The organism is Propioniciclava soli (assembly GCF_038502305.1).
Lineage (GTDB): Bacteria > Actinomycetota > Actinomycetes > Propionibacteriales > Propionibacteriaceae > Propioniciclava > Propioniciclava soli.
Genome location: NZ_CP115965.1, coordinates 1,765,086 through 1,784,733 on the forward strand (window position 1 = coordinate 1,765,086; position 19,648 = coordinate 1,784,733).

The 19,648-nt window shown below is 70.9% G+C and carries 14 protein-coding genes; 7 read left to right on the plus strand and 7 right to left on the minus strand.

Annotation, left to right across the window (positions count from 1 at the left end; all coding sequences use genetic code 11):
* Positions 1 to 222 precede the first annotated feature (222 nt).
* A complete protein-coding gene (locus PCC79_RS08085) occupies positions 223 to 981 on the plus strand; it encodes a DNA cytosine methyltransferase (protein WP_342373510.1) in 759 nt (252 codons plus the stop codon).
* Here the strand turns inward: PCC79_RS08085 and PCC79_RS08090 are convergent.
* Positions 947 to 1,844 (minus strand): IS5 family transposase gene (locus PCC79_RS08090; protein ID WP_375539363.1). Its coding sequence is split into 2 segments (ribosomal slippage): positions 947 to 1,499 and positions 1,498 to 1,844, totalling 900 coding nucleotides; the frame shifts between segments, so codons are not numbered across the junction. The genes PCC79_RS08085 and PCC79_RS08090 overlap by 35 nt on opposite strands.
* A 203-nt stretch (positions 1,845 to 2,047) precedes the next feature.
* Positions 2,048 to 2,866, minus strand: a complete 819-nt coding sequence (locus tag PCC79_RS08095) for a hypothetical protein (RefSeq protein WP_342373511.1) — start codon at positions 2,864 to 2,866, stop codon at positions 2,048 to 2,050.
* A gap of 594 nt (positions 2,867 to 3,460) precedes the next feature.
* On the opposite strand from PCC79_RS08095, the gene PCC79_RS08100 reads away from it, so the two are divergent.
* Positions 3,461 to 5,308, plus strand: a complete 1,848-nt coding sequence (locus tag PCC79_RS08100; RefSeq protein WP_342373512.1) for a M48 family metallopeptidase — start codon at positions 3,461 to 3,463, stop codon at positions 5,306 to 5,308.
* Positions 5,309 to 5,733: 425 nt separating this feature from the next.
* On the opposite strand, the gene PCC79_RS08105 is transcribed toward PCC79_RS08100, so the two are convergent.
* Together PCC79_RS08105 and PCC79_RS08110 are read right to left on the minus strand one after the other, a co-directional pair.
* A complete protein-coding gene (locus PCC79_RS08105) occupies positions 5,734 to 7,023 on the minus strand; it encodes a Fic family protein (protein WP_342373513.1) in 1,290 nt (429 codons plus the stop codon).
* 118 nt (positions 7,024 to 7,141) lie between these two features.
* The gene (locus tag PCC79_RS08110; RefSeq protein WP_342373607.1) at positions 7,142 to 8,065 is read right to left on the minus strand and encodes a DUF1206 domain-containing protein; all 924 of its coding nucleotides are present in this window, start codon (positions 8,063 to 8,065) and stop codon (positions 7,142 to 7,144) included.
* A 299-nt stretch (positions 8,066 to 8,364) separates the two neighbouring features.
* Between PCC79_RS08110 and PCC79_RS08115 the strand changes: the two genes are divergently transcribed.
* Complete coding sequence (locus PCC79_RS08115; protein ID WP_342373514.1) at positions 8,365 to 9,561, plus strand: Nramp family divalent metal transporter; 1,197 nt, start codon at positions 8,365 to 8,367, stop codon at positions 9,559 to 9,561.
* A complete protein-coding gene (locus PCC79_RS08120; protein WP_342373515.1) occupies positions 9,561 to 10,223 on the plus strand; it encodes a metal-dependent transcriptional regulator in 663 nt (220 codons plus the stop codon). Before PCC79_RS08115 ends, PCC79_RS08120 begins: the two co-directional genes overlap by 1 nt.
* A gap of 116 nt (positions 10,224 to 10,339) precedes the next feature.
* Here PCC79_RS08120 and PCC79_RS08125 read toward each other — a convergent pair whose 3' ends face one another.
* Entirely contained in the window at positions 10,340 to 11,572 is a 1,233-nt protein-coding gene (locus PCC79_RS08125; protein ID WP_342373516.1) for a hypothetical protein, read from the minus strand.
* A gap of 261 nt (positions 11,573 to 11,833) precedes the next feature.
* On the opposite strand from PCC79_RS08125, the gene PCC79_RS08130 reads away from it, so the two are divergent.
* From PCC79_RS08130 to metK, 3 genes are all read left to right on the plus strand, one after another.
* Entirely contained in the window at positions 11,834 to 12,181 is a 348-nt protein-coding gene (locus PCC79_RS08130; protein WP_342373517.1) for a hypothetical protein, read from the plus strand.
* Positions 12,182 to 12,291: 110 nt separating this feature from the next.
* Positions 12,292 to 12,936, plus strand: coding sequence for a dihydrofolate reductase family protein (locus tag PCC79_RS08135; RefSeq protein ID WP_342373518.1), 645 nt, complete (start codon positions 12,292 to 12,294; stop codon positions 12,934 to 12,936).
* A gap of 206 nt (positions 12,937 to 13,142) precedes the next feature.
* Complete coding sequence (gene metK, locus PCC79_RS08140; RefSeq protein ID WP_342373519.1) at positions 13,143 to 14,333, plus strand: methionine adenosyltransferase; 1,191 nt, start codon at positions 13,143 to 13,145, stop codon at positions 14,331 to 14,333.
* A gap of 12 nt (positions 14,334 to 14,345) precedes the next feature.
* Here metK and PCC79_RS08145 read toward each other — a convergent pair whose 3' ends face one another.
* Together PCC79_RS08145 and PCC79_RS08150 are read right to left on the minus strand one after the other, a co-directional pair.
* A complete protein-coding gene (locus PCC79_RS08145) occupies positions 14,346 to 16,919 on the minus strand; it encodes a hypothetical protein (RefSeq protein WP_342373520.1) in 2,574 nt (857 codons plus the stop codon).
* Between the two features lie 14 nt (positions 16,920 to 16,933).
* Positions 16,934 to 19,621 (minus strand): MMPL family transporter, encoded by a 2,688-nt coding sequence (locus PCC79_RS08150; protein WP_342373521.1) that lies wholly within the window; start codon positions 19,619 to 19,621, stop codon positions 16,934 to 16,936.
* Positions 19,622 to 19,648 lie beyond the last annotated feature (27 nt).

Below are 19,648 nucleotides of genomic sequence, written 5' to 3' on the forward strand. Positions count from 1 at the left end.
GGGTGATCCTTGTCTGCTGGGATGGAGTCCGTCGATGAGAGTGATTGACCTGGACCTCGAGCGGCGGCGGCGCCGGCGCGGCTCCCGTCCGGCGGGCCCCTGTGGGGCCTGTGGGCGCCCCAGCGTCGCCGGCCTATGCCCGGCTTGCCTGACCGCGTACGGGGCCCTGTGCGGCGATTCCGCTTGGGACCACGAAGCCTGTGGTTTGGAAGGGACTCAAGGATGAAAACCGCCCAGCACCGGCCCGCCGTCAAGCGGCGTCGTTTCCGCCACGACGACCTGGTCGCGGTCGATCTGTTCGCCGGGTTCGGGGGGCTCACCGAAGGGGTCCGCCGAGCCGGGTTCACCACGATCATGGCCGCCAATCACAACCGCTACAAGGTCGAGGTCCACAAGGCCAACCACCCCTACGCCGAACACTGGATCGCGGACCTGGTCGACCCCACCTCGGCGGACTACCACTCAGCACGCGACCCTCCCGCCGCGGACCTGCTCGTCGCCGGTGTCTCCTGCGTCAACCACTCCCAGGCCAACAGCAAGCGCGCCTACGAACAGCAGGCCGACCTGTTCAGTTTGGAGGACCCCGACTATGAAGCGGCGGTGACGCGCTCCGAACGTGACCGGGCCACCGCCAACTGCGTTCTGCACTACGCCGACCAGCACCGGCCGCGGATGATCCTCATCGAGTGCACGACCGAGCTCACGTCGTGGGGCAAGGCGATCCCCGGCAAGCGGAAGGTCGGTGACGGCTCGACCTACCGCTGGTGGCTCAACCAGTTCGACAAGCTCGGCCAGCACTTCGCCCGCTTCTCGGCCGTGCAGCAGGACCTTTACCGCCGTTCGTGGAACGAGGACCAACGGGTAAACAGTGCAACAGTATTCGCCTGTGGGGAGGCGCCCGGCGAAGCCGAGCACCATGGCTTGTTAGCCCCACTATTGGCCCCCACTAGGGCGTGTCTCGTAACCGTTGGAGCCATCTGATGATCGCGTTCAGGACCGCGGCCCCGCGGTAGACGATGCCGAGTTTGTCGTAGCGGGTGGCGAACCCGCGCCATTGCTTGCCGTGGTTGAACGAGCGTTCGACGTGGTTGCGGTTCTTGTAGTCGACCGGGTCGAAGGCGGGAGGTCTGCCTCCGCTGCTGCCGCGGCGTTTCCGGTTCGCGATCTGGTCGGCCGGTTCAGGGATGGTGGTGGTGATCCCTCGCGAGCGCAGCAGCGAGCGGTGCCCGCGGGCGGAGTAGGCCTTGTCGCCCCGCAACCGGTCCGGGGTGGTGCGGGGCCGACCCGGTCCGATCCGGGGCACCGACAGGTGGTCCAGCAGGACCGGCAGCATCGGCGAGTCACCGGACTGGCCGGCTGACACGACCACGACCATCGGGGCACCGCGGCCGTCGACGAGGTGGTGGATCTTGCTGGTCAACCCGCCCCGGGAACGCCCGATGCCGTGGTCAGACGGTTCCAGTCGCAGATTGTTGTAGTTCGGTGGCGCCCCCTGTGTCCCGGGGCAGGTTGGTGCCGTGCTGGTGCGCCCGGTTGATCGTGGAGTCCACGTTCACCGACCAGTCGATCCGCCCGGCCGCGTCCGCCTGGGCCATCAGCATGGCGTGGATCTTGTCCCAGGTGCCGTCCTCGCTCCACGCTCGGTGCCGGGCCCACACGGTCTGCCACGCCCCGAACTCGGCGGGCAGGTCCCGCCACGGGCTCCCCGTGCGGTAGCGCCACACGATGCCCTCCACCACCAGCCGGTGATCCGCCCACGGCCGGCCACCCCTGGCACCGGCTCGGGGCATCAACGGCGCCAACCGAGCCCAGTCCTCATCGGTCAACACCGGCATCCGACTCACGGGACCTCACCCTGCCCGAGAAGCCCCTGCAGGGTAACGAGACACGCCCTAGACCCCGGCCACATCAACAGCATGACCACGGGTACTACAGCCGACTCGTCTGGCGAGTGGTCCGGTTCCTCGCCTGAGGCTGAGCGCCGCCCCCATCGAGATGCGCCTCGGTTGTGGCTTGAGGATGTGTCTGCTGGCAGATGCGGCTCGACTCAGACATCGACTACACGTGCCAGTTCGTTCTCGATGGCCCGCCATCCCGACGACACGGTGGTTCCATAGCGTCGGCTGAGGCCTCCGATAGTGGCGAGGTGTGCCCAACGTCGTTCTGTGACCACCACATCGCAGTAGGGGATCGCAACGGACAGCGCCCACAGATCCGTCCAGTCGTGCTGCTCCCAGGGGAGGTTGGCGTCCCTGTGCTTCAGGAAGCGGAGGGTTGACCAAGTGTTAGCAGAAGGAACGGCATCTACCAGATCGCGCATCGCCTTCGCGCTGAGAGGACCCCAGTTGCCGTACCGAAGGTGAACGGGTGGTGGCACGCCGGCTTCGATGCAGGCGTCCTCGACATACTCGCGCAGGGACGCGTACTCCTCAGCAAGGATGATGTCCTTTAGCTCTGCGGCCTGGAGGGGATGGGCACGAAGCCACTCACGTACTGCCAGCTCACGCCTCAGTTCCACCGACCCGTAGCGGTGCTCGGGTGTGCGATCCAGTCCCCACTCGACTTCAAGGAGCGCCTTGATGCCCGCGAGCTGAAACCACTCCCACCCCGGGTGAGCCTGCAGTTCGCTCCACCCGGGTGGAGGCTCGACCGGCGAGCCTTCGGGTACTGAACCGTCGCGCGAGGCCGTGCTCTCGACGAAACGAAATCTGCCCTCCGGCCGTCCGAAAGCATGCGCCGCCCCGCGGCCGACAAGATCGCTCGACGTGAGCCCGGCACTCTCACCTCCGGCCCAACCCCGAACTAGTACTTGGGCCTCGCGAGTACGAACGACGTGCGCGGACGGGATCGAGGCGTAGCCGGTCACGTCACGCATTAGCCGAGCTACGCGTTCCCGGGAGGGAGTGTCGCGCCTATGCCACAACTCTAGGTAGTGGGCGGGGGAAAGTGGTACGACGAGATGTCCGGCATCGACCGCCCGGAGCAGGCGATCTCGAATTCTCACCCAAGTGGGAGCAGCGTTCAGGCAACCGCGAGCCATGTCGACCCAGACGTTCATGTCTAGGTACAGAACCCGCGGGATGAGAGCGCGCGCACTCTGCTGTTCCCCAGGCGCTTGAGACGTCTGCACATCGTCAATGCTGACACCCGCGCTGACGAAACTGCCATGGCACTCGTCTACGAACCCGGCTCCGGGTCCGTTAGCGGTTATCGGGTCTGCTGCACGGGGAGGTGACTCCTGATCTGGCTTGCCGTTCCGGCGTGGCCCCCGGCAGGGCCCCCGGCGTGACGAATCGAGCGCCGGTGAGGCGCAGTTCGGCGTCCGCGATCGGGGCGAGCATGCCGAAGGCCCGCGGTAGCGCACGCCAGGAACTGGTCGTGGTGAGGAGAGGCAGAGGAGCCCACGCTGCGGGTCCGAGGAGTTTGACGCCAGGTCTCGTCGTGATTGAACCTTTCGCTCGTGAATCGTCGCTGGGCGCCCGTTGCGGTGCTGTGGTTGTTCCCCTTGGTCGCCGTGGCGCTGCTCGTGGGGGTCGTCCTCGCCGTGGTCGCCCTCGGCGCGCAGATCTTCGGCGGGTACGCGACGCGGGCGCTGCTCCAGTGGACGGCCGTCCCCTTGGCCGTCGCCATCGGGATCGGCGCCTGGCGGGCCCTGCGGATCAAGCCCGAGCCGGCCGAGGGCATCGAGCTCACTCCCGCGGAGCATCCCGCCCTGTGGGCAGAGGTGAATCGACTGGCCGCGGTCGCCCAGACCGACCCGCCGGAGCGCATCGTCGTCGTCGCCGAGGTGAACGCGTCCGTCGCGGAGGTCGCCGGACGTCGTGAGCTCGAGCTCGGCCTGCCTCTGGTGGCCACCTTCACCATCGGGCAGTTGCGCGCCATACTCGCCCACGAACTCGGCCAGCACGCCGGCGGCGACACCGCTGCGGGTGCGCGTGAGCTGCGTCGCGTCGCGTTCCTGGCGTACGTGCGGGCGAACGCCGACGTCCTGTGGCGCTGGTTCTTCACGGCGTACCTGCATCTCTACGCACTGGCTGCCGGGCCGTCCTCGCGCGCGGCCGAGCTCCGCGCCGACGCGTTGTCGGCGGCGGTGGCGGGCCCACGCGTCGCCGCCGAGTCGCTGCGCGCCCTGCGCCGCGCCGATGTCGCGTGGGAGCACACCTTCGACGCATACGTCCCCCTCTTCGAGCTGTCAGGACGCCGTGCGTCGCTCGGTGAGGCCATGCGCCGGATCATCGAGGCCAACCGCGGCGATGTCGACGAAGCCGTGGACGCTCTCATCGCCGAGGAGTCCTCGGCGGCCGCGGACACGCACCCGCCCCTGCGCGAACGCATCGCCCGGTTCCAGGCGCGGATCGCGACCGATCCCTTCCAGCCGGAGGATCCGGCCGCCGACCGGCCCGCCACCGAGCTCTTCACCGGAGGGACCGCCTGGCTGGACGTCGCCGAGGGCGAGCTCCTCGCGCAGGACCGGCCCCTCGTCGGCTGGGACGCCTTGATCGCGGCCGGGATGCGCGGCGCCGTGGACGTCGAGGCCGAAGAGCTGGGCGCGAGCATCCGCAGGCTCGGCCTCGGCGACGGCGGCCTGGACAGCGTGCTCCGCCTGATCGATGATTCGTCCGAGGGTGGCGTGGTGGCCCGGGTGGGCGGTGACGATCCGGACGCCCGTGAGACCACGATCGAGTTGGTGGCGAGCCCCCTCCTCAGCGCCCTGATGGACGCCGGTGCCGCGCGCGTCGAGCCGTCCTGGAGCCGCCCGGCCGAGTTCGTCGCCCCCGACGGTGCTCCGCTCGGTCTGGAGGAGCGGCTCAGCGACGCGATCGACCGGACCGACAGCGCGGAGCTGCGAAGCTGGCTCGCCGAGCGGGGCGTCGACGTCGGGAGCGCGCGTGTGGCGTCCGGAGCCAGCCCGGAGCGGTGGCTGGCTGCGATGAGTCACATGAAAGGTCCCTGGGACGGCCGGCGCGACGTGCATCTGTGGTCGTCGGGCATCCTCGCCCTTCCCCCGCTCGACAAGGCGACGGTGAAGGCGAACAAGGATCAGATCTCGGAGAAGCATCAGCACCCGCGCCTGTATCAGGCGGTCGGCGCGGGGCCCGTGGCCGGAAGGTCGTTGCCCGAGGCGCTGTGGTGGGACGCGTCCCGCATCACCGGCGGCGACGTGAATGGTCGGCTCAAGCTGGCGGTCCGCTTCGATCTCGACGACGCCGAGCCGCTGCACCTGACCGGCACGCTGGAAACCGCGACGATCGACTCGCCGGACGACGTGGCCGCCGCGATGCTGTACCTGATGGCCCCGAAGGGCTGACCCGTCCCGTAGCGGCGTGGTGGGCATCCGGGTGCGGCCTGCGTCCGCCTCCTAGCACCACTCACCCGGACGCCAACACAGTAGGTCATTGATCCGGTATTCGGGAGGCTGAAGTCCACTAGCGCGCGCACGTCCCTTGAATTGACCATGTGTACCCCCGGACCGATTGCGACGATCCTGGGCCGCCTGCGGGGGGCAAACCCGGACGCCGCTCTGCACTGGGAGGGCCGAGGTTACCGGGGTGTATCCCCGTGGCGCGCGACCGGTGTTCTGGTTGGCGCGGATGCTCGAAGCCGGAGCCTCAGTTCATCGCCCGCCGGATCGTCGTGAACGCGGCCGAGGACGTGGGCATGGGGTGCCGCCGCGTCTTGGCCATCCCCCGCAGGAGCGAGAAGGCGGCTGGCCGGGTGCAGGGCGCGTGGCTCCTACGTTCGGTCGGTTCTCGCCGGAACGGGCCGGATGGGTGGGCTGGTGCGTGTGTCGAACCGGGTACTGGCGAGGCGGCGTTCCGCCCCGGTGATCAGGTCGAGCACGTCGAACGCCTGGTAGTAGCGCACGCCTCGACGCCCGTGCACCGCGAGAACGTTGCCGTCGACGAGCTCGGCGAGGGCGCGGTCGGCGGCAACGTGCGAGACGCCGTAGATGCGTTGGACCGTGGTGCTCGTCAGCACGGGCGTGGCGGGCAGGTCGCGCAGGATCAGCGCGGTGGCCGAGTCGCTCCGCACGCCCCGCACCTTCCCCTGCCGCGCCCGCGAGGCGGCGAGGCGTTCCTCCCATTCGGTGCGCAAGGAGACGAGGTCGACGGCGAGGCGTGCGGCCTGTTCTGCCGCGGTGCTCACCGCCGACACGAACACCTCGATCCAGGCGGCGCGCGCGGCGTGAGCCGGGGCCGAATCGACGGCGTCCGAGTGTCGGTAGGAGGTCAGGCCGCGAACATAGTCCTCGCGCAAGGTGGACAGCACCAGGCTCACGGGCAGGACGGCCTCGGGGGTCAGCCCGCGGCGGGTGAGCACGGTGTGGATGAGGGCGCGGCCGACGCGGCCGTTGCCGTCGGTGAACGGATGGATGGTCTCGAACTGGGCGTGCACGAGGGCGGCCTGGACGATGGGGGAGTGGCTCGCGCCGTTGAGGTAGGCGACGAGGTCGTTCATGGACGACGCGACGCGCTGGGGTGCCGGAGGCACGAAGTCGGCGTCCAGCGGGTGGTGGTTCGACCCCCCGATCCAGTTCTGCACCGAGCGAACCCCGTGGTGGTGCGGTTCGTCGGGGAGCAACGCCGCATGAAGATCGATCACGTGACCCAGCGTCACCGCCGGCGTGGAGGCCAGGGTCGTCCGGGCGTCCTGCAGCACGGTCATGTTGTTGGCGACCAGCCGTGCCTGGGCGGAGACGTCGGGCACGGACTCGTGGGTCCCGAGTTCGGCCAATGCGACCCCCTGCACTCCGGGGGCGATGCCCTCGATGCGGGACGAAGCGATCGCCTCCGAGCGCAGCAGGAAGCGGGCGATGCCCGCCAGGTCCCGGGCATCGCCGGCGAGGGTGCGGACTGCCTGCTCAGCTGTGGCCACGGTCGCGTCGACGCCGGGGGGAAGGAGGAGCGGGGTCTCCTGAAGCTGGTCGGGCACGTAGGCGAGGTAGGCACCGGATCGCCGATCGCGACGCGGCAGGCCGGACTCGATCGTCGACGTCCAGTAGTCCTCATCCCACGTGGCCACGGGTTCCCCTTGTCGTTACTCCCACTCGCGGTGGATGTAACTATAGTTCATTATCGTTACATGCGGGCCGCCGGGGCGTAACGATAGCGAGGAGGCGCATCCGGGTTGCCGCGGTGCGTCAGAGCTGTTCGTAGCGGCCGCGCAGGGCGCAGAACGCGCCGTAGGCGATGAGGCCCACGCCGACCGCGCCCACGGCCCAGGGGCCGAGCGGCGTCCCCATCAGGGCGTGCAGAGCGGCGTCGGTTCCGCCGGCCTGGCTCGGGTCGACGCGCACGGACGCGACGATCAGCAGGATGCCGACGACCAGCAGCGCGACCCCCTTGGCCAGGTAGCCGACCACGCCGAGCGTCCGGACGGCCGTCCCCGCCGTGCCTGACGGGATCGACATGTGCTTCTCGAAGCTGCGCATGACCCCCATGACGCCGAAGGCGATGCCGCCGGCGACGACGCCGGCCCCGACGATGCCGAGCACGATCGGGCCTCCGGGGAGCGCCAGCTCGTCGCCGCTCGCCTTCTGCGCGGAGGCGTCCCCGCTGGAGGACCGCCCGCTCAGCGCGATGCCGGCGGCGCCGAAGCCCAGCACCGCGAACACCACGGCCTTGCCGAAGCGCCCGACGCGGCGTCCCCACTTCTTGGCCTGCTCCTTCGCGTCGCCCTCGCCGTGCTCGAGGAACCCGTCCAGCACGTTCCAGAGCGCGAGCCCCCACAGCGCGACCGCGAGCACCCACAGCACGACGTTGCCGAGCGGGGCCTGCGCGATCTGCGCCATGGCGCCGGACTGGTCGCCCTGGCCCTCCCCGCCGGTCGCGATCGCCAGCGCGATCACGCCGATGAGCACGTGCACGGCGCCGTTGGCGACGAAGCCGGCGCGGGCGATGCGCGCAGCGGTCCGCTGCGGCTCGCCTGGTGCGCGGTGCGCTTCGCCCCGTCCTTCGCGTCGCCGAATGCCTCGCTCGCTGCCATGGGTGCCCTCGCCTTCTGCTCTTCCGCCGACCGCGTCCCCGACGCCCGTGGCGTCAGGTTCGTTCGATTCGTCGCGGATCGTGCGCCGCTCGGCGTCACACGACCAGCGTTATGAGTTGCGTCACCTTACCCCTCCGCAGCGCGGTCTCGCGGGGGCTGGTGGCGCCGGCCCGTTGGGTCGGTGCTGAATCTCCTGTTGCCCGACGGGGGCTCTTCGGCCCTCCGTGGATCGGGCATCGCTGCTTGTCGAACCCGGTGGAGGGGCCGAGGTGTGTGACCCGGAGCAAAAGTTCAGGTACCTTAACTTCTGTGGATAACCGGCTGCTCGCCGCTCGAGCGGAGGCGCCTTCGTCACCGCCGGCGCGGAGGCGCGCGGGCGTGCGCTCGTGGCTGTGGGGGCCCGCATTCGTGGCCGCCATCGCCTACGTCGACCCCGGCAACGTCGCCGCCAACCTCACCGCCGGTGCCCGCTACGGCTACCTGCTCGTGTGGGTGCTCGTCGGCGCCAACGTCATGGCGCTGCTGGTGCAGTACCTCTCGGCCAAGACCGGGCTCGTCACCGGGGCGAGCCTGCCCGAGCTCCTCGGACGCCGCCTGCGCCGCGGGCCCCGCATCGCCTACTGGTTGCAGGCCGAGCTCGTCGCCGCCGCGACCGACCTCGCCGAGGTGCTCGGCGGCGCGATCGCGCTGCAGATCCTGTTCGGGCTGCCACTGGTGTGGGGCGGGCTGATCGTCGGCGGGGTCTCGATGCTGCTGCTGATGGTGCAGTCGCGCCGCGGGCAGCGTCCGTTCGAGTTCGTGGTGATGGGGCTGCTGCTCGTCATCACCGTCGGGTTCATGGCCGGGCTGTTCGTCAGCGACGTGTCCTGGCCGGACGCGGCGTCCGGGCTGGTGCCGCGGTTCGCGGGCACCGAGTCCGTGCTGCTCGCCGCCAGCATGCTCGGCGCCACCGTGATGCCGCACGCCATCTACGTCCACTCGGCGCTGGCCCGCGACCGGCACGGCCACCGTCCCGCCGAGCTGCCGCGCCTGCTGCGCGCCACCCGCTGGGACGTCGTGGCGTCCATGCTGCTCGCCGGCGCGGTCAACGTGGCGATGCTGCTGCTGGCGGCGTCCAGCCTGCAGGGCATGGGCGGCACCGACTCGATCGAGGGCGCCCACTCCGCGATCAGCGGCACGCTGGGGCCGGTGATCGGGACGCTGTTCGCCGTCGGGCTGCTGGCGTCCGGGCTGGCGTCCACCTCGGTCGGCTGCTACGCCGGGGCGACCATCATGTCCGGGCTGCTGAAGGTGCGCGTTCCGATGCTCGCGCGTCGCGCGATCACGCTGATCCCGGCGCTGGCGATCCTGGCCACCGGTGTGAACCCGACGTGGGCGCTCGTGCTGAGCCAGGTGGTGCTGAGCCTCGGCATCCCGTTCGCGCTCGCGCCGCTGGTGCGGCTCAGCAGCGACCCCGAGCTGATGGGCGGCTACGCCAACCCGCCGGCGCTGCGCATCGTGGCGTGGATCGTCGTGGGGCTGGTCGTGCTGCTCAACCTGGCCCTGATCACGCTGACGCTCACCGGGGGTGGCTGATGGAGGCCGACGAACTCACCCCCGTCATGCAGGACTACCTCAAGGTGATCTGGTCGGCGGTCGAGTGGGGCGACCCGCCCATCACCACGACCGGGCTCGCCGACCGCTTCGGCACGTCGCGCGCCAACGTCTCCGACGTGATGCGCCGCCTCCAGGCCCACGGCCTGGTCGACTACGAGCCGTACCGTCCCGTCGCGCTCACCGCGCTGGGGGAGCGGCTCGCGCTCGCCATGGTGCGGCGCCACCGCCTCATCGAGTGCTTCCTCGCCGACGTGCTGGGCTACACCTGGGATGAGGTCCACGACGACGCCGAACGCCTCGAACACGCGGCGTCCGAGCGGTTCCTGGGCCGCATCGACGTCCTGCTCGGGCACCCGGACGCCGACCCGCACGGCGACCCGATCCCGACCGCCGAGGGCCACTGGCAGCCGCCCGCCGGCGTCGTGCCGCTGGCCGACGCCGAGCCGGGCGCCCATCTCGTCGCGCGCGTGTCGGACGCCGACCCCGCGGCTCTGGCGCGCCTGGAGGCGCTCGGCCTGCGTCCCGGGGCGCCGGTGACGGTGCGCGACGGGGCGCCGCGCTACACGAACGCCGTTGGCGTCCCGCTCGAGCTGGGCGAAGCCGAGGAGCGCGGCGTTCGCGTCCGGCCGGCCCGCGACTGAGGGGGCTCACCGGGCGTCGAGCAGAAACTGCACAGTCGATGCGTTGCCGGCCCCCCGCGACTAGGGGGAATGCCGCGGGCGACGCAATCGAGAGTGCGGAAAACGCCGAACAGCCGTCATGACGCCTGCAGATCCTTCAGCACCGCCGGATCCTGGGCGTCCAGCCAGTCGCAGAGCCACCGATGGCTGACCAGCTGCACGTCCGGTGTCCGGCCGAACTCGGTGATCAGCGCCAGCAGGTTCTGCTGGTAGGCGCCCCCGATCCACGGGCTCATGTGGTTGCCCAGGATCAGCGGCGCCCGGTTGCCCTCCCGGCACAGGCGCAGCGCGTTGCGCAGGGCGGCGAGGTGCTCGTCCTTCCACGCCTGCCGCTGGGACGCCGACCCGCCGTTGGTCTTCCCGCCGGCCTGGGCGGCGAGGAAGTTGTAGTCCATCGGGATGATGCGGCTCTTGCGGAACGGGATCTGGAACATCGACATGTCGTACAGCCCGTAGCTGTCCTTGGCCGGCCAGGCCTGGCTGGAGCGCACTCCGGAGGAGTCGTAGCGCCAGCCCCGTTCGGCGATCGCGGGCAGGAGGGTCTTGCGGCCGGCGAGCAGCGGCGTCCGGCCGCCGACGCATTCCCGGGCGTGGTCGAAGGGCAGCGGGTCGATGTCGGTCCAGCCGGTGATGGTGCGCCAGGTGGTGACGAGTTTGTCGACCTGGCTGAGTTCCTGCTCCCAGTCGGCGGTGCTCCACGACGGCACCCCGTTCGGGTCGGGGAAGTGCCCGAAGAAATGCGTGCCGACCTCGTTTCCGTAGGCCCACGCCGTGGCGATGTCGATGATGGTGCGGCGCACTGTGGGGTCGGACATGTACGGGATGTAGGAGTCGCCCGCCGGACGCCGCGGCGGCTTGTACTGCGTCCGTTTCGACTTGGGCAGGAAATAGAGCGCCGAGAGGAACATCGTCTGCGTGCCGCCGACGTCGTGCGCCGCCTGCACGTAGTCGAGGATCGCGTCCTCGTTGCCGGAGGCGCCGTCCCAGCTGAACACCACGAACTGGGGCGGCGGCTCGCCGGGTTCGAGCACCGTGATCGGGCGCTGGAACGGCTGCGGGTCGGGCGAGGGGGCCTGGGAGCCGTCCCCGATCGGGGCGCCGAGCCGCACCTGCGGCGTCCCGGTGGGGGAGGGGGACGCCGTCGGCGTCGGCTCGGGGGTGGCCGAGCCCGGCGCGGGGGCGGGGCTGCCCGGCAGCGGGCCCGCGGTCGGCGGGGCGGGGCGGGCGACGGCGCAGCTGCTGAGGCCGAGCCCCGCCGCGAGGGCGAGGAAGGCGCGTCGGTCGAAGGGGTTGGGGTGGTCCGCGGTCATGGCGGGTTCCGTTCGACGGGGGTGTCGGTCCGTTCAGGGTAGTCCGGGCGCGGGTCGCGGGGGCGAGGCGCGCGGTGGCCGTACCGATCCCCGGCCGATGGCGCCGGCGTCCGGGGCGGGATCGGCGATGGGATGACGCGGCGCGGCCGGGCGGCCGGCAGGAAAACCCGGGGCAATTCCTGAATGCCGCCACGCGGAGAGAAGCGTCCCGACATACTTTTCTCATAAGCAACGGTGCTGATTATTCGAAGGTTTCTACACATGACCAACCCCGCTGACCTGGCGACCATCGTCGGGCGCGTCGATCTCCTCCTCGGGCGCGCTGTCGCCCTCACCGCGAGCCGCTGGGACATCCCCGCCGAGCTGATCGGGCGCGCCATGCAGTTGTCGCTGGCCGCCTCCGACGATCTGCCTCCGGCCGAGCGCGTCCACCTGAGCGCCGACGAGCTGCGCATGGGCAGCGCCGCCGACTACCTCGAGGCGGCCTTGGAGGCCCTCGACGAGATCCCCGCCGACGAGCGCGCCCACCACTTTGACCTGGGCGAGCTGCGCACCGCCGTGCTGGACGCGCGCTGCGCCCTGGAAGTGATCGAGCGCCAGACCGTCTAGGGACGCTGCGGGCTCCGGCCCGACACGCACGCAGCCGTGCCCGCCGACCCCTTGACGGTGGGGCAGCACGGTGCTGGGATGTGCGGATCACAAGGCTGGATGGAGGCATCATGGCCGTCCGCGTCGATCTGAACATCTCCCTGGACGGGTTCGCCACCACGACCGACCAGACCCCCGAGAACCCGTTCGGGGAGGACTGGGGGCGCCTCACCGGCGCGTACGCGGCGACGCGCACGTTCCGCGAGCGCGTCCTGCAGGACACCAGCGGCGGCGGCACCACCGGCGTCGACGACGACTACGCGCGCGCCTACTTCGCCGAGTTGGGCGCCGAGATCATGGGTGCGGGCATGTTCGGGCTGCACGATCACCCCGATGACCCGGACTGGCGGGGCTGGTGGGGCGACGAGCCGCCGTTCCACGTCCCGGTGTTCGTGCTCACCCGCACCGCGCCGCGCCCCTCGATCGCGATGGCCGGCGGGACGACGTTCCACTTCCTGGCGGCGTCGCCGGCCGAGGCGCTGGAGCGGGCGACGGACGCCGCCGGCGGCAAGGACGTCCGCATCGGCGGCGGCCCGACCGTGGTCCGCGACTTCCTCAAGGCCGGCCTGGTGGATCAGCTGCACGTGGCGATCGCGCCGATCCTGCTGGGCCGCGGCATCCGGCTGTGGGACGACCTGCGGGGTTGGGAGTCCGGCTACGACGTGGAGGTCGCCGGCGCGGAGAGCGGGACGACGCACGTCACCTTCCGCCGCTGACCAGGTGGGCTGACCGCGGGCGGCGCTGCCGTGGCGTCCCACCGGACCCGCCTGACCGGCTGCGGGCCGGCCTTCTCTTCCGGGTCTCGATCCCTCGGTGCCGGGGTCCTCGCCCGGAGGGACGCTATACGTCCGTCGCAGCCCGGTGATAGGGCGAGGGGCAACGCTCGGGGAGTACACCCACCACTGTGAGGAAGGGATCCCCCATGAGTCGATTGTTCACGTCCGAATCGGTGACCGAAGGCCACCCCGACAAGGTCGCCGACGCCGTCAGCGATGCGGTGCTCGACGCCCTGCTCGCCCAGGACGTCAACAGCCGCGTCGCGGTGGAGACACTGGTCACGACCGGATCGGTGACGGTTGCCGGTGAGGTCACGACATCGGCGTACGCCGATATCTCCGGTATCGCGCGGGAGCGGATCACCTCGATCGGTTACGACCATGCGGGGGCCTCGTTCGACGGCAAGTCCTGTGGTGTGTTGGTGAGTCTGGGCAATCAGAGTCCCGACATCGCTCAGGGCGTGGATCTGGCCGAGGAGGTCCGTGATGGTATGGCCTCGGACGTGTTGGATCGGCAGGGCGCCGGCGATCAGGGGTTGATGTTCGGCTATGCCTGCACCGACACTGCGACGCTGATGCCGCTGCCGATCGATATCGCGCACCGGCTGTCGGAGCGCCTGGCGGAGGTGCGCAGGAACGGGGAGCTGGGGTGGGTGCTGCCCGATGGGAAGACCCAGGTGACCGTGGAGTACGACGGCGATGTGCCGGTGCGGGTCGACACGGTGGTGGTCTCCACCCAGCACACCGAGCAGGCGTGGGCCGACGGGGTGGTGAAGGATGCCATCGCGAGGCTGGTGATCGATCCGGTGCTGGCGCGGTACGACATCGCCTCGGCCGGGCACAAGACGTTCGTCAACCCGACGGGGAAGTTCGTGATCGGGGGGCCGATGGGGGACGCGGGGGTGACGGGCCGCAAGATCATCGTGGACACCTACGGCGGGATGGCGCGCCACGGCGGTGGGGCGTTCTCGGGCAAGGATCCGTCGAAGGTGGATCGGTCGGCGGCGTACGCGATGCGGTGGGTGGCCAAGAACGTGGTGGCGGCCGGGCTGGCGGATCGGTGCGAGGTGCAGGTGGCATATGCGATCGGGCGGGCGCATCCGGTGGGGTTCTACACCGAGTGCTTCGGCACCGAGAAGGTGCCGCTGGGTCAGATCAACGATGCGGTGTTGGCGGTGTTCGATCTGCGGCCGGCCGCGATCATCCGCGATCTGGACCTGCTGCGTCCGATCTACTCCCAGATCACCAACTACGGCCACTTCGGCCGCGAGCTGCCCGTGATGACGTGGGAGCGGACGGACCGGGCGCAGGCCCTGGCCCGGGCCGTCCGCGGCTGACGCGACTCTCGCTCACATGGCCCGCGCCATCAGGGCGCGGGCCGTTGTCGCGCGGCGGCGATGCAGCCAGGCGGCCACCAGCAGCAGACCGACCAGTGCCCAGGTCGCCAGCGCGATCACCGATCCGGTCACAGACTGCCCGGTCGCCCACGCCGAGGCCGCGTCCAGGGCGGGCGACGCCGGGGAGGCCGGGAGCAAGGGCTCGACGAGCCCAGCCACGGTCCGGGTCAGCAGGGGCAGCGTGGGAATCAGCCACATCGCCCCCGACAGCACGCGACCCCACGGTCCCAGCCACATGACCAGCGCGAGGTTGACGACCGCGAAGGTGAACCCGGCGGCCGCCATCAGGCCCATCAACCCGACGACGCGCACTGCGTGAAGCCCGAGCACGGCGCCTCCGACGCCCCCGAGCAGGACGCCCAGGGTCACCCCCACCGCCGCAACGGGCGCGAGCGTCGCACCCAGGATCCGGGCCGAACCGACATTGGAGCGCACCAGCGCGGAGCCCTGGGGGGCGCGGGCCGCTGCCAGAGTGCCGACCCACAGCGCGGCGATCATCACCAGCGCGGCCAGGCCCGTCCCCTCGGAGCCGCCGGCGTTCTCGATCTCGATGGGTGAAGCGGCGACCTCGCTGAGGGTGCTGCGTTCCTGCTCGGAGTAGTTCGGAACGCCGGCGACCGCCTCGTCGAGCCCGCCCGCGAGATCCCGGGTGCCCTCACCGAGCTCGGCCGACCCGCTGCCGGCCTGCTCGAGCCCCTCGGTCAACTGCTTGGCGCCGTCGCCCGCCTGGCGGACCCCGTCGGTGTACTGCGTGATCCCCACCGTGTACTGCTGGACGCCCCGGGCCATGTCGGCTCCGCCGCGGGCCGCGTCCGCGACTCCCTCGGCCAGAGTCGGTGCGGCGCTCGACAGTGCGCCGGTCCCCTCGGCGACCGCGTGGGTGCCGGACGCGAGTCGGCCGAGCCCGTCGGCGAGCTGGTGCGAGCCGTCGGCGAGGGAGCCCGCTCCGTCTCGCAATTGCTCGCCGCCCCGCTTCAGCGAAGCCGAGCCCGAGACGAGCATCGGCCCGGAGTCCAGGAGCTGCTCCCCTCCCGCGATCAGCTGGTCGAGCTGGTCGCCCTGGGACGTGTCGGCGCCGGGGATCTGGCCGCGCATGTCCTGCCACGTCTTCTTGGCCGACGCGGTCGCCTCGGCGAGTTTCCGGACGCCGTCGCTCACGCCGGTCAGGCCAGGCCGGACGGCCGCGTTGGTCTTCGTCACGGTGGCCGCTGCCTCGGCGACGGCGGCGGTCGGAGCCTTGGACAGCGCCTCGCCGCTCGCCTGTCCGCCGGCGCGGACGCCTTGGGCATAGGCCTCGCAGGCGCCCGCTGTGTCGCGCAGCGAGGCGGGACAGGACAGGGTCTTGTCGCCCTTGGCGAGTTGCGTGGCCGTGGCCTGGGCGGTCTTGACCTGCTGCACCGTCGCCGCCGCGGCACTGGCGAGCGCATCGCCGCCGTCCAGCGCCGACGAAGCGCCCTTGAGCGCCGGCCCCGCCTTGTCAGCGAGACTTCCCGCCCCGTCGGCCGTCTCGCCGACCAACGTGTCCACGCCGCCCACGAGAGGCGCCAGCGACTCCTGCCCGGCCGACGCGACCCGGAGGGCCGCATTCGCGTTGGTCACGTACGACTTCGTGCCCTGCACATACTGCTGGACGCCGGCGTCCAGCTTGGTGGTTCCGTCGGCCAGATCCCCCGCGCCCTGGCTGAGGCCGTTCGTTCCCTGGGCGAGCGCCCCACCGGCGCCCGCTGCGGCCTGTGCCGCCGCGGCGAGCTCGCCCGCGCCCGATGCCAGGGCCTGGGTGCTCCCGGGCAGGTCGCGCACCGCCGCGTCGAGCTCACCCAGCCCGGTCGCGAGCTGCTCGCTGCCGGTGCGGAGCTGGTCGCCCCCGCCGTTGAGCTGGTCGTTGTTGCCGACCAGTTGACCGAGCCCCTCATCGAGCTGCGACGCGCCCGAGCCCGCCTCGTCGAGCCCGGAGGTGAGTTCCTGCTGCCCGTCGGCGATCTGCCGGGCGCCGTCCGCGGCCTTGCCGAGTTCTCCGTGCATGGTGCTGAAGCCGAGGTAGATGTTGTCCAGGTAGACGGTCGCCAGCTCCTGGTTGAGCGCGGTGACCGAGGCGTCGGCCAGGGACTGCCCCAGGCTCGACTCCGATAGGGCGCTTCGAGGCGACGTCGTGACCGACACGGTGGCCCGCCGCGCCTCTCCCGGCTCTCCCGTGGTGGAAGTGGCCGCGGCGGAGAAGTTGGTCGGGACGGTCACCACCGCGGCGAAGCGGCCCGAATCGAGTCCGGTCGCGGCGGTCTTCTCGTCGGCGAGGACCCAAGCGAAGTTCTCCTGCCGGTCGTTCGAGGTCAGTTCCGCGGCCAGTTGCCGGCCCAACGGCACCGGTCTCCCATCGATGGTCACCATCTCGTCGAGGTTGACGATCGCCGCCTCGACGCGTTGGGCACGGGAGGAGAACCCGCCCTGCACGGCGAGGATGGCCCCGGCCACCAGGAGAGGGGTCAGGATGAATGCCGCCAGCCGCTGCCAGCGGGGCCGTGTCTTCATGTCGCGTCTCTTTCTCAGGTGGGGGTGGCAGCCAGAGACCGCGGGCGATCGGCGTCCTCGGGGCGTGCCTCGGTCAGGTTGACGGTCAGTGGGGTGCGGGCCGGTGCCAGCAGGTCGGCGGAATCGTGGTCGCCGGACAGGACGACGGTCCGGTCGCCGCCGGCCATGACGGCCTCCAGTCGGTCGCGGGCGGGTCCGTGCAGGGCGTCCGCGTCCAGCACGAACACGATCTCCCCCAGGGAGTCCTCGAGCGCGGCCCAGGTGTCCGGGGAGCCGCCGTCGACGAACGTCGAGCGTGCCCGCAGCGTCCTGGTCTCAGGGGGGAGGACCAGGCCCAGAACCCTGACGCGGCCGGCGTCGGCGCGCAGGCGTCCGGACAGTGCCAGCAGCAGGGCGGTGCGCCGCAGTTCAGGACCGGTGAGCAGGACGGTGGCGCCCCAGGGTGCATGGAGTTCGGCCACGTCGAGCAGCGTGGTCCGACCCCGTCTGAGCTTCAGCCCCTGGACATGGACGGCGCCCGGAGCCTCCGACGCCGGCCAGTCGCGCGTGGCCAACTGGTGCGCCAGCGCCTCGCCCTCGATGTCGAGGGACGGCAGCACCCGGTCCAGCCACGACGGCAGCCACCACGCGCGCCGCCCGAGCAACTTCATCACCGCCGGGCCGAGCACCATGCGGACCACGAAGGCGTCGACGGCGACGCCGACCGCCAGGCTGAACGCGATGGGCTTGATCATCCCCGAGCCGACCGGCACGAAGGAGGCGAAGACCGCGAACATGATGACCGCCGCCGCCACGACGACACCCGACGTGGCGCTGAACCCGTCCTCGAGCCAGTGCTCGGAGTTGCCTCGGCTGTACTCCTCGCGCATCCGGGAGGTGAGGAAGACCTCGTAGTCCATCGCCAACCCGAACAGGATCCCCATCAGCAAGATCGGAAGGAAGCTGATGACGGGCAGCGGCTCGGCGAGGTTGATGATCTCCTTGCCGTGCCCCTGGTTGAAGACCAGCGTGGTCGCACCGAAGGCCGCCCCGACGCTGAGGAGGTAGCCGAGCACCGCCTTCACCGGCACCCAGATCGACCGGAACACCAAGGTGAGCAGGACGAGCGAGAGCCCGACGACGAAGAGGCCGAACGGTAGAAGGGCGGCCGCCAGTCGCTCGGACACGTCGATCGAGACGGCCGTGAAGCCTGTCACGGCCGTGTCCACTCCCAGGTCCCGCTTCCACTCCGGGGCGCGATCACGCAGGCGGTGGACGAGATCGGCCGTGCCGGGGTCGTCCGGCCCGGTGGTGGGCACCAGTTGGATGACGGCCGTGTCGGCGTTCTTGTTGGGGGTGGCCAGCACGATGCTGCGGACGCCCGGCATGGCCTCGATGTCGGCTTCGAGTTCGTCGATGATGGCCATCGGGTCGTCGGTCTCCAGCACGGGGGCCGTCACGATCAGGGGCCCGTTGGCTCCCGGGCCGTAGTACTCGGTGATCAGGTCGTACGTGACGCGGTCGGGAGCCCCCGGCACGGACCGGCCGGCGTTCGGGAGCGCGAGTTCCAAGTCCTTCGCGGGGAGCGTCAGCGCCCCGAGCAGGCCGACCACGATCAGGACGACCAGCAGCGGATACCGCGTGACGCCACGAATCCAGCCGCGCGCCACCCGGTGCGGCGGGCGGGCCCGTCTGCTGCCGGCCCGCGGACGCAGCCGCTCGCCCAGGAAGCCCAGCATGGCGGGCAGGAACGTCAGCGCGAGCGCGATCTCCAGGCCGACGGCGGCCGCGGCGAAGGCACCCATTGAGGTCAGGAACGGGATGCCGGCGATGCTCAGCCCGAGCAGCGCCACGATCACCGTCAGACCCGCGAAGACGACCGCGGATCCTGCGGTGGCCGTCGCGACGGCGGCGGACTCCTCCACGTCCATCCCGTCGCGCAGTTGAGCGCGGTGGCGCGACACGCTGAAGAGGGTGTAGTCGATGCCCACGGCCAGCGCCAGCATCAGGGCGAGGATCAAGGTGGTGGAGTTGATCGGCATGATGGCGGTCGAGGCCAGGATGAGCAGTGCCGCCATGGCGGCGCCGCACACACCGGACATGACGGGGATCGCGGCCGCCCGCACTGAGCCCAGCGCCAGGAACAGCACGATCGCCGCGACGATCACGCCGATGCCCTCGACGATGGAGACCTCCGGAAGGTCCTCGGAGTAGACCTCGCCACCCATCCGGACGACGCTGCCCGGCAGTTCGGCCTCGAGGTCCTCACCGGCGGCGTCCAACTGCGCGGCGGCGGCGTCGGTGAAGCTGTATACGCCGCCGGCGATCCGCACCTGGGCGTAGGCGGCGCGGCCGTCGTCGGCGATCATGCCGGTGACGTACTCACCGAAGGGGGAGTCGGTGCCGGTGACCCAGTCGAACGTGGCGATGTCGGCCAACGAATCCTCGAGGGCCCCCTTGACACGCGGGTCGTCCACCCGCGTTCCGGGCGGGGCCACGACGACCATCAGGGCGGCGGTGTCGGCCGTGGCGGGGAAGGTCATCCTGAGTTGGTCCAGGGCCTCCTGCGAACTCGCGCCTGGGACCCGGAACTCGTTGTCGAAGGACCTTCCGCCACCGAGCCCCAGCACCGCAAGGGCGGCGAAGATCACGAGCCACAGTCCGACGATCCGCTTTCGAGCGCGGTAACACGCCCGAGCCATCAGGTAGATGGTGGTCGACACCGGGCCTCCTCGTGCTGGGGGGACGCT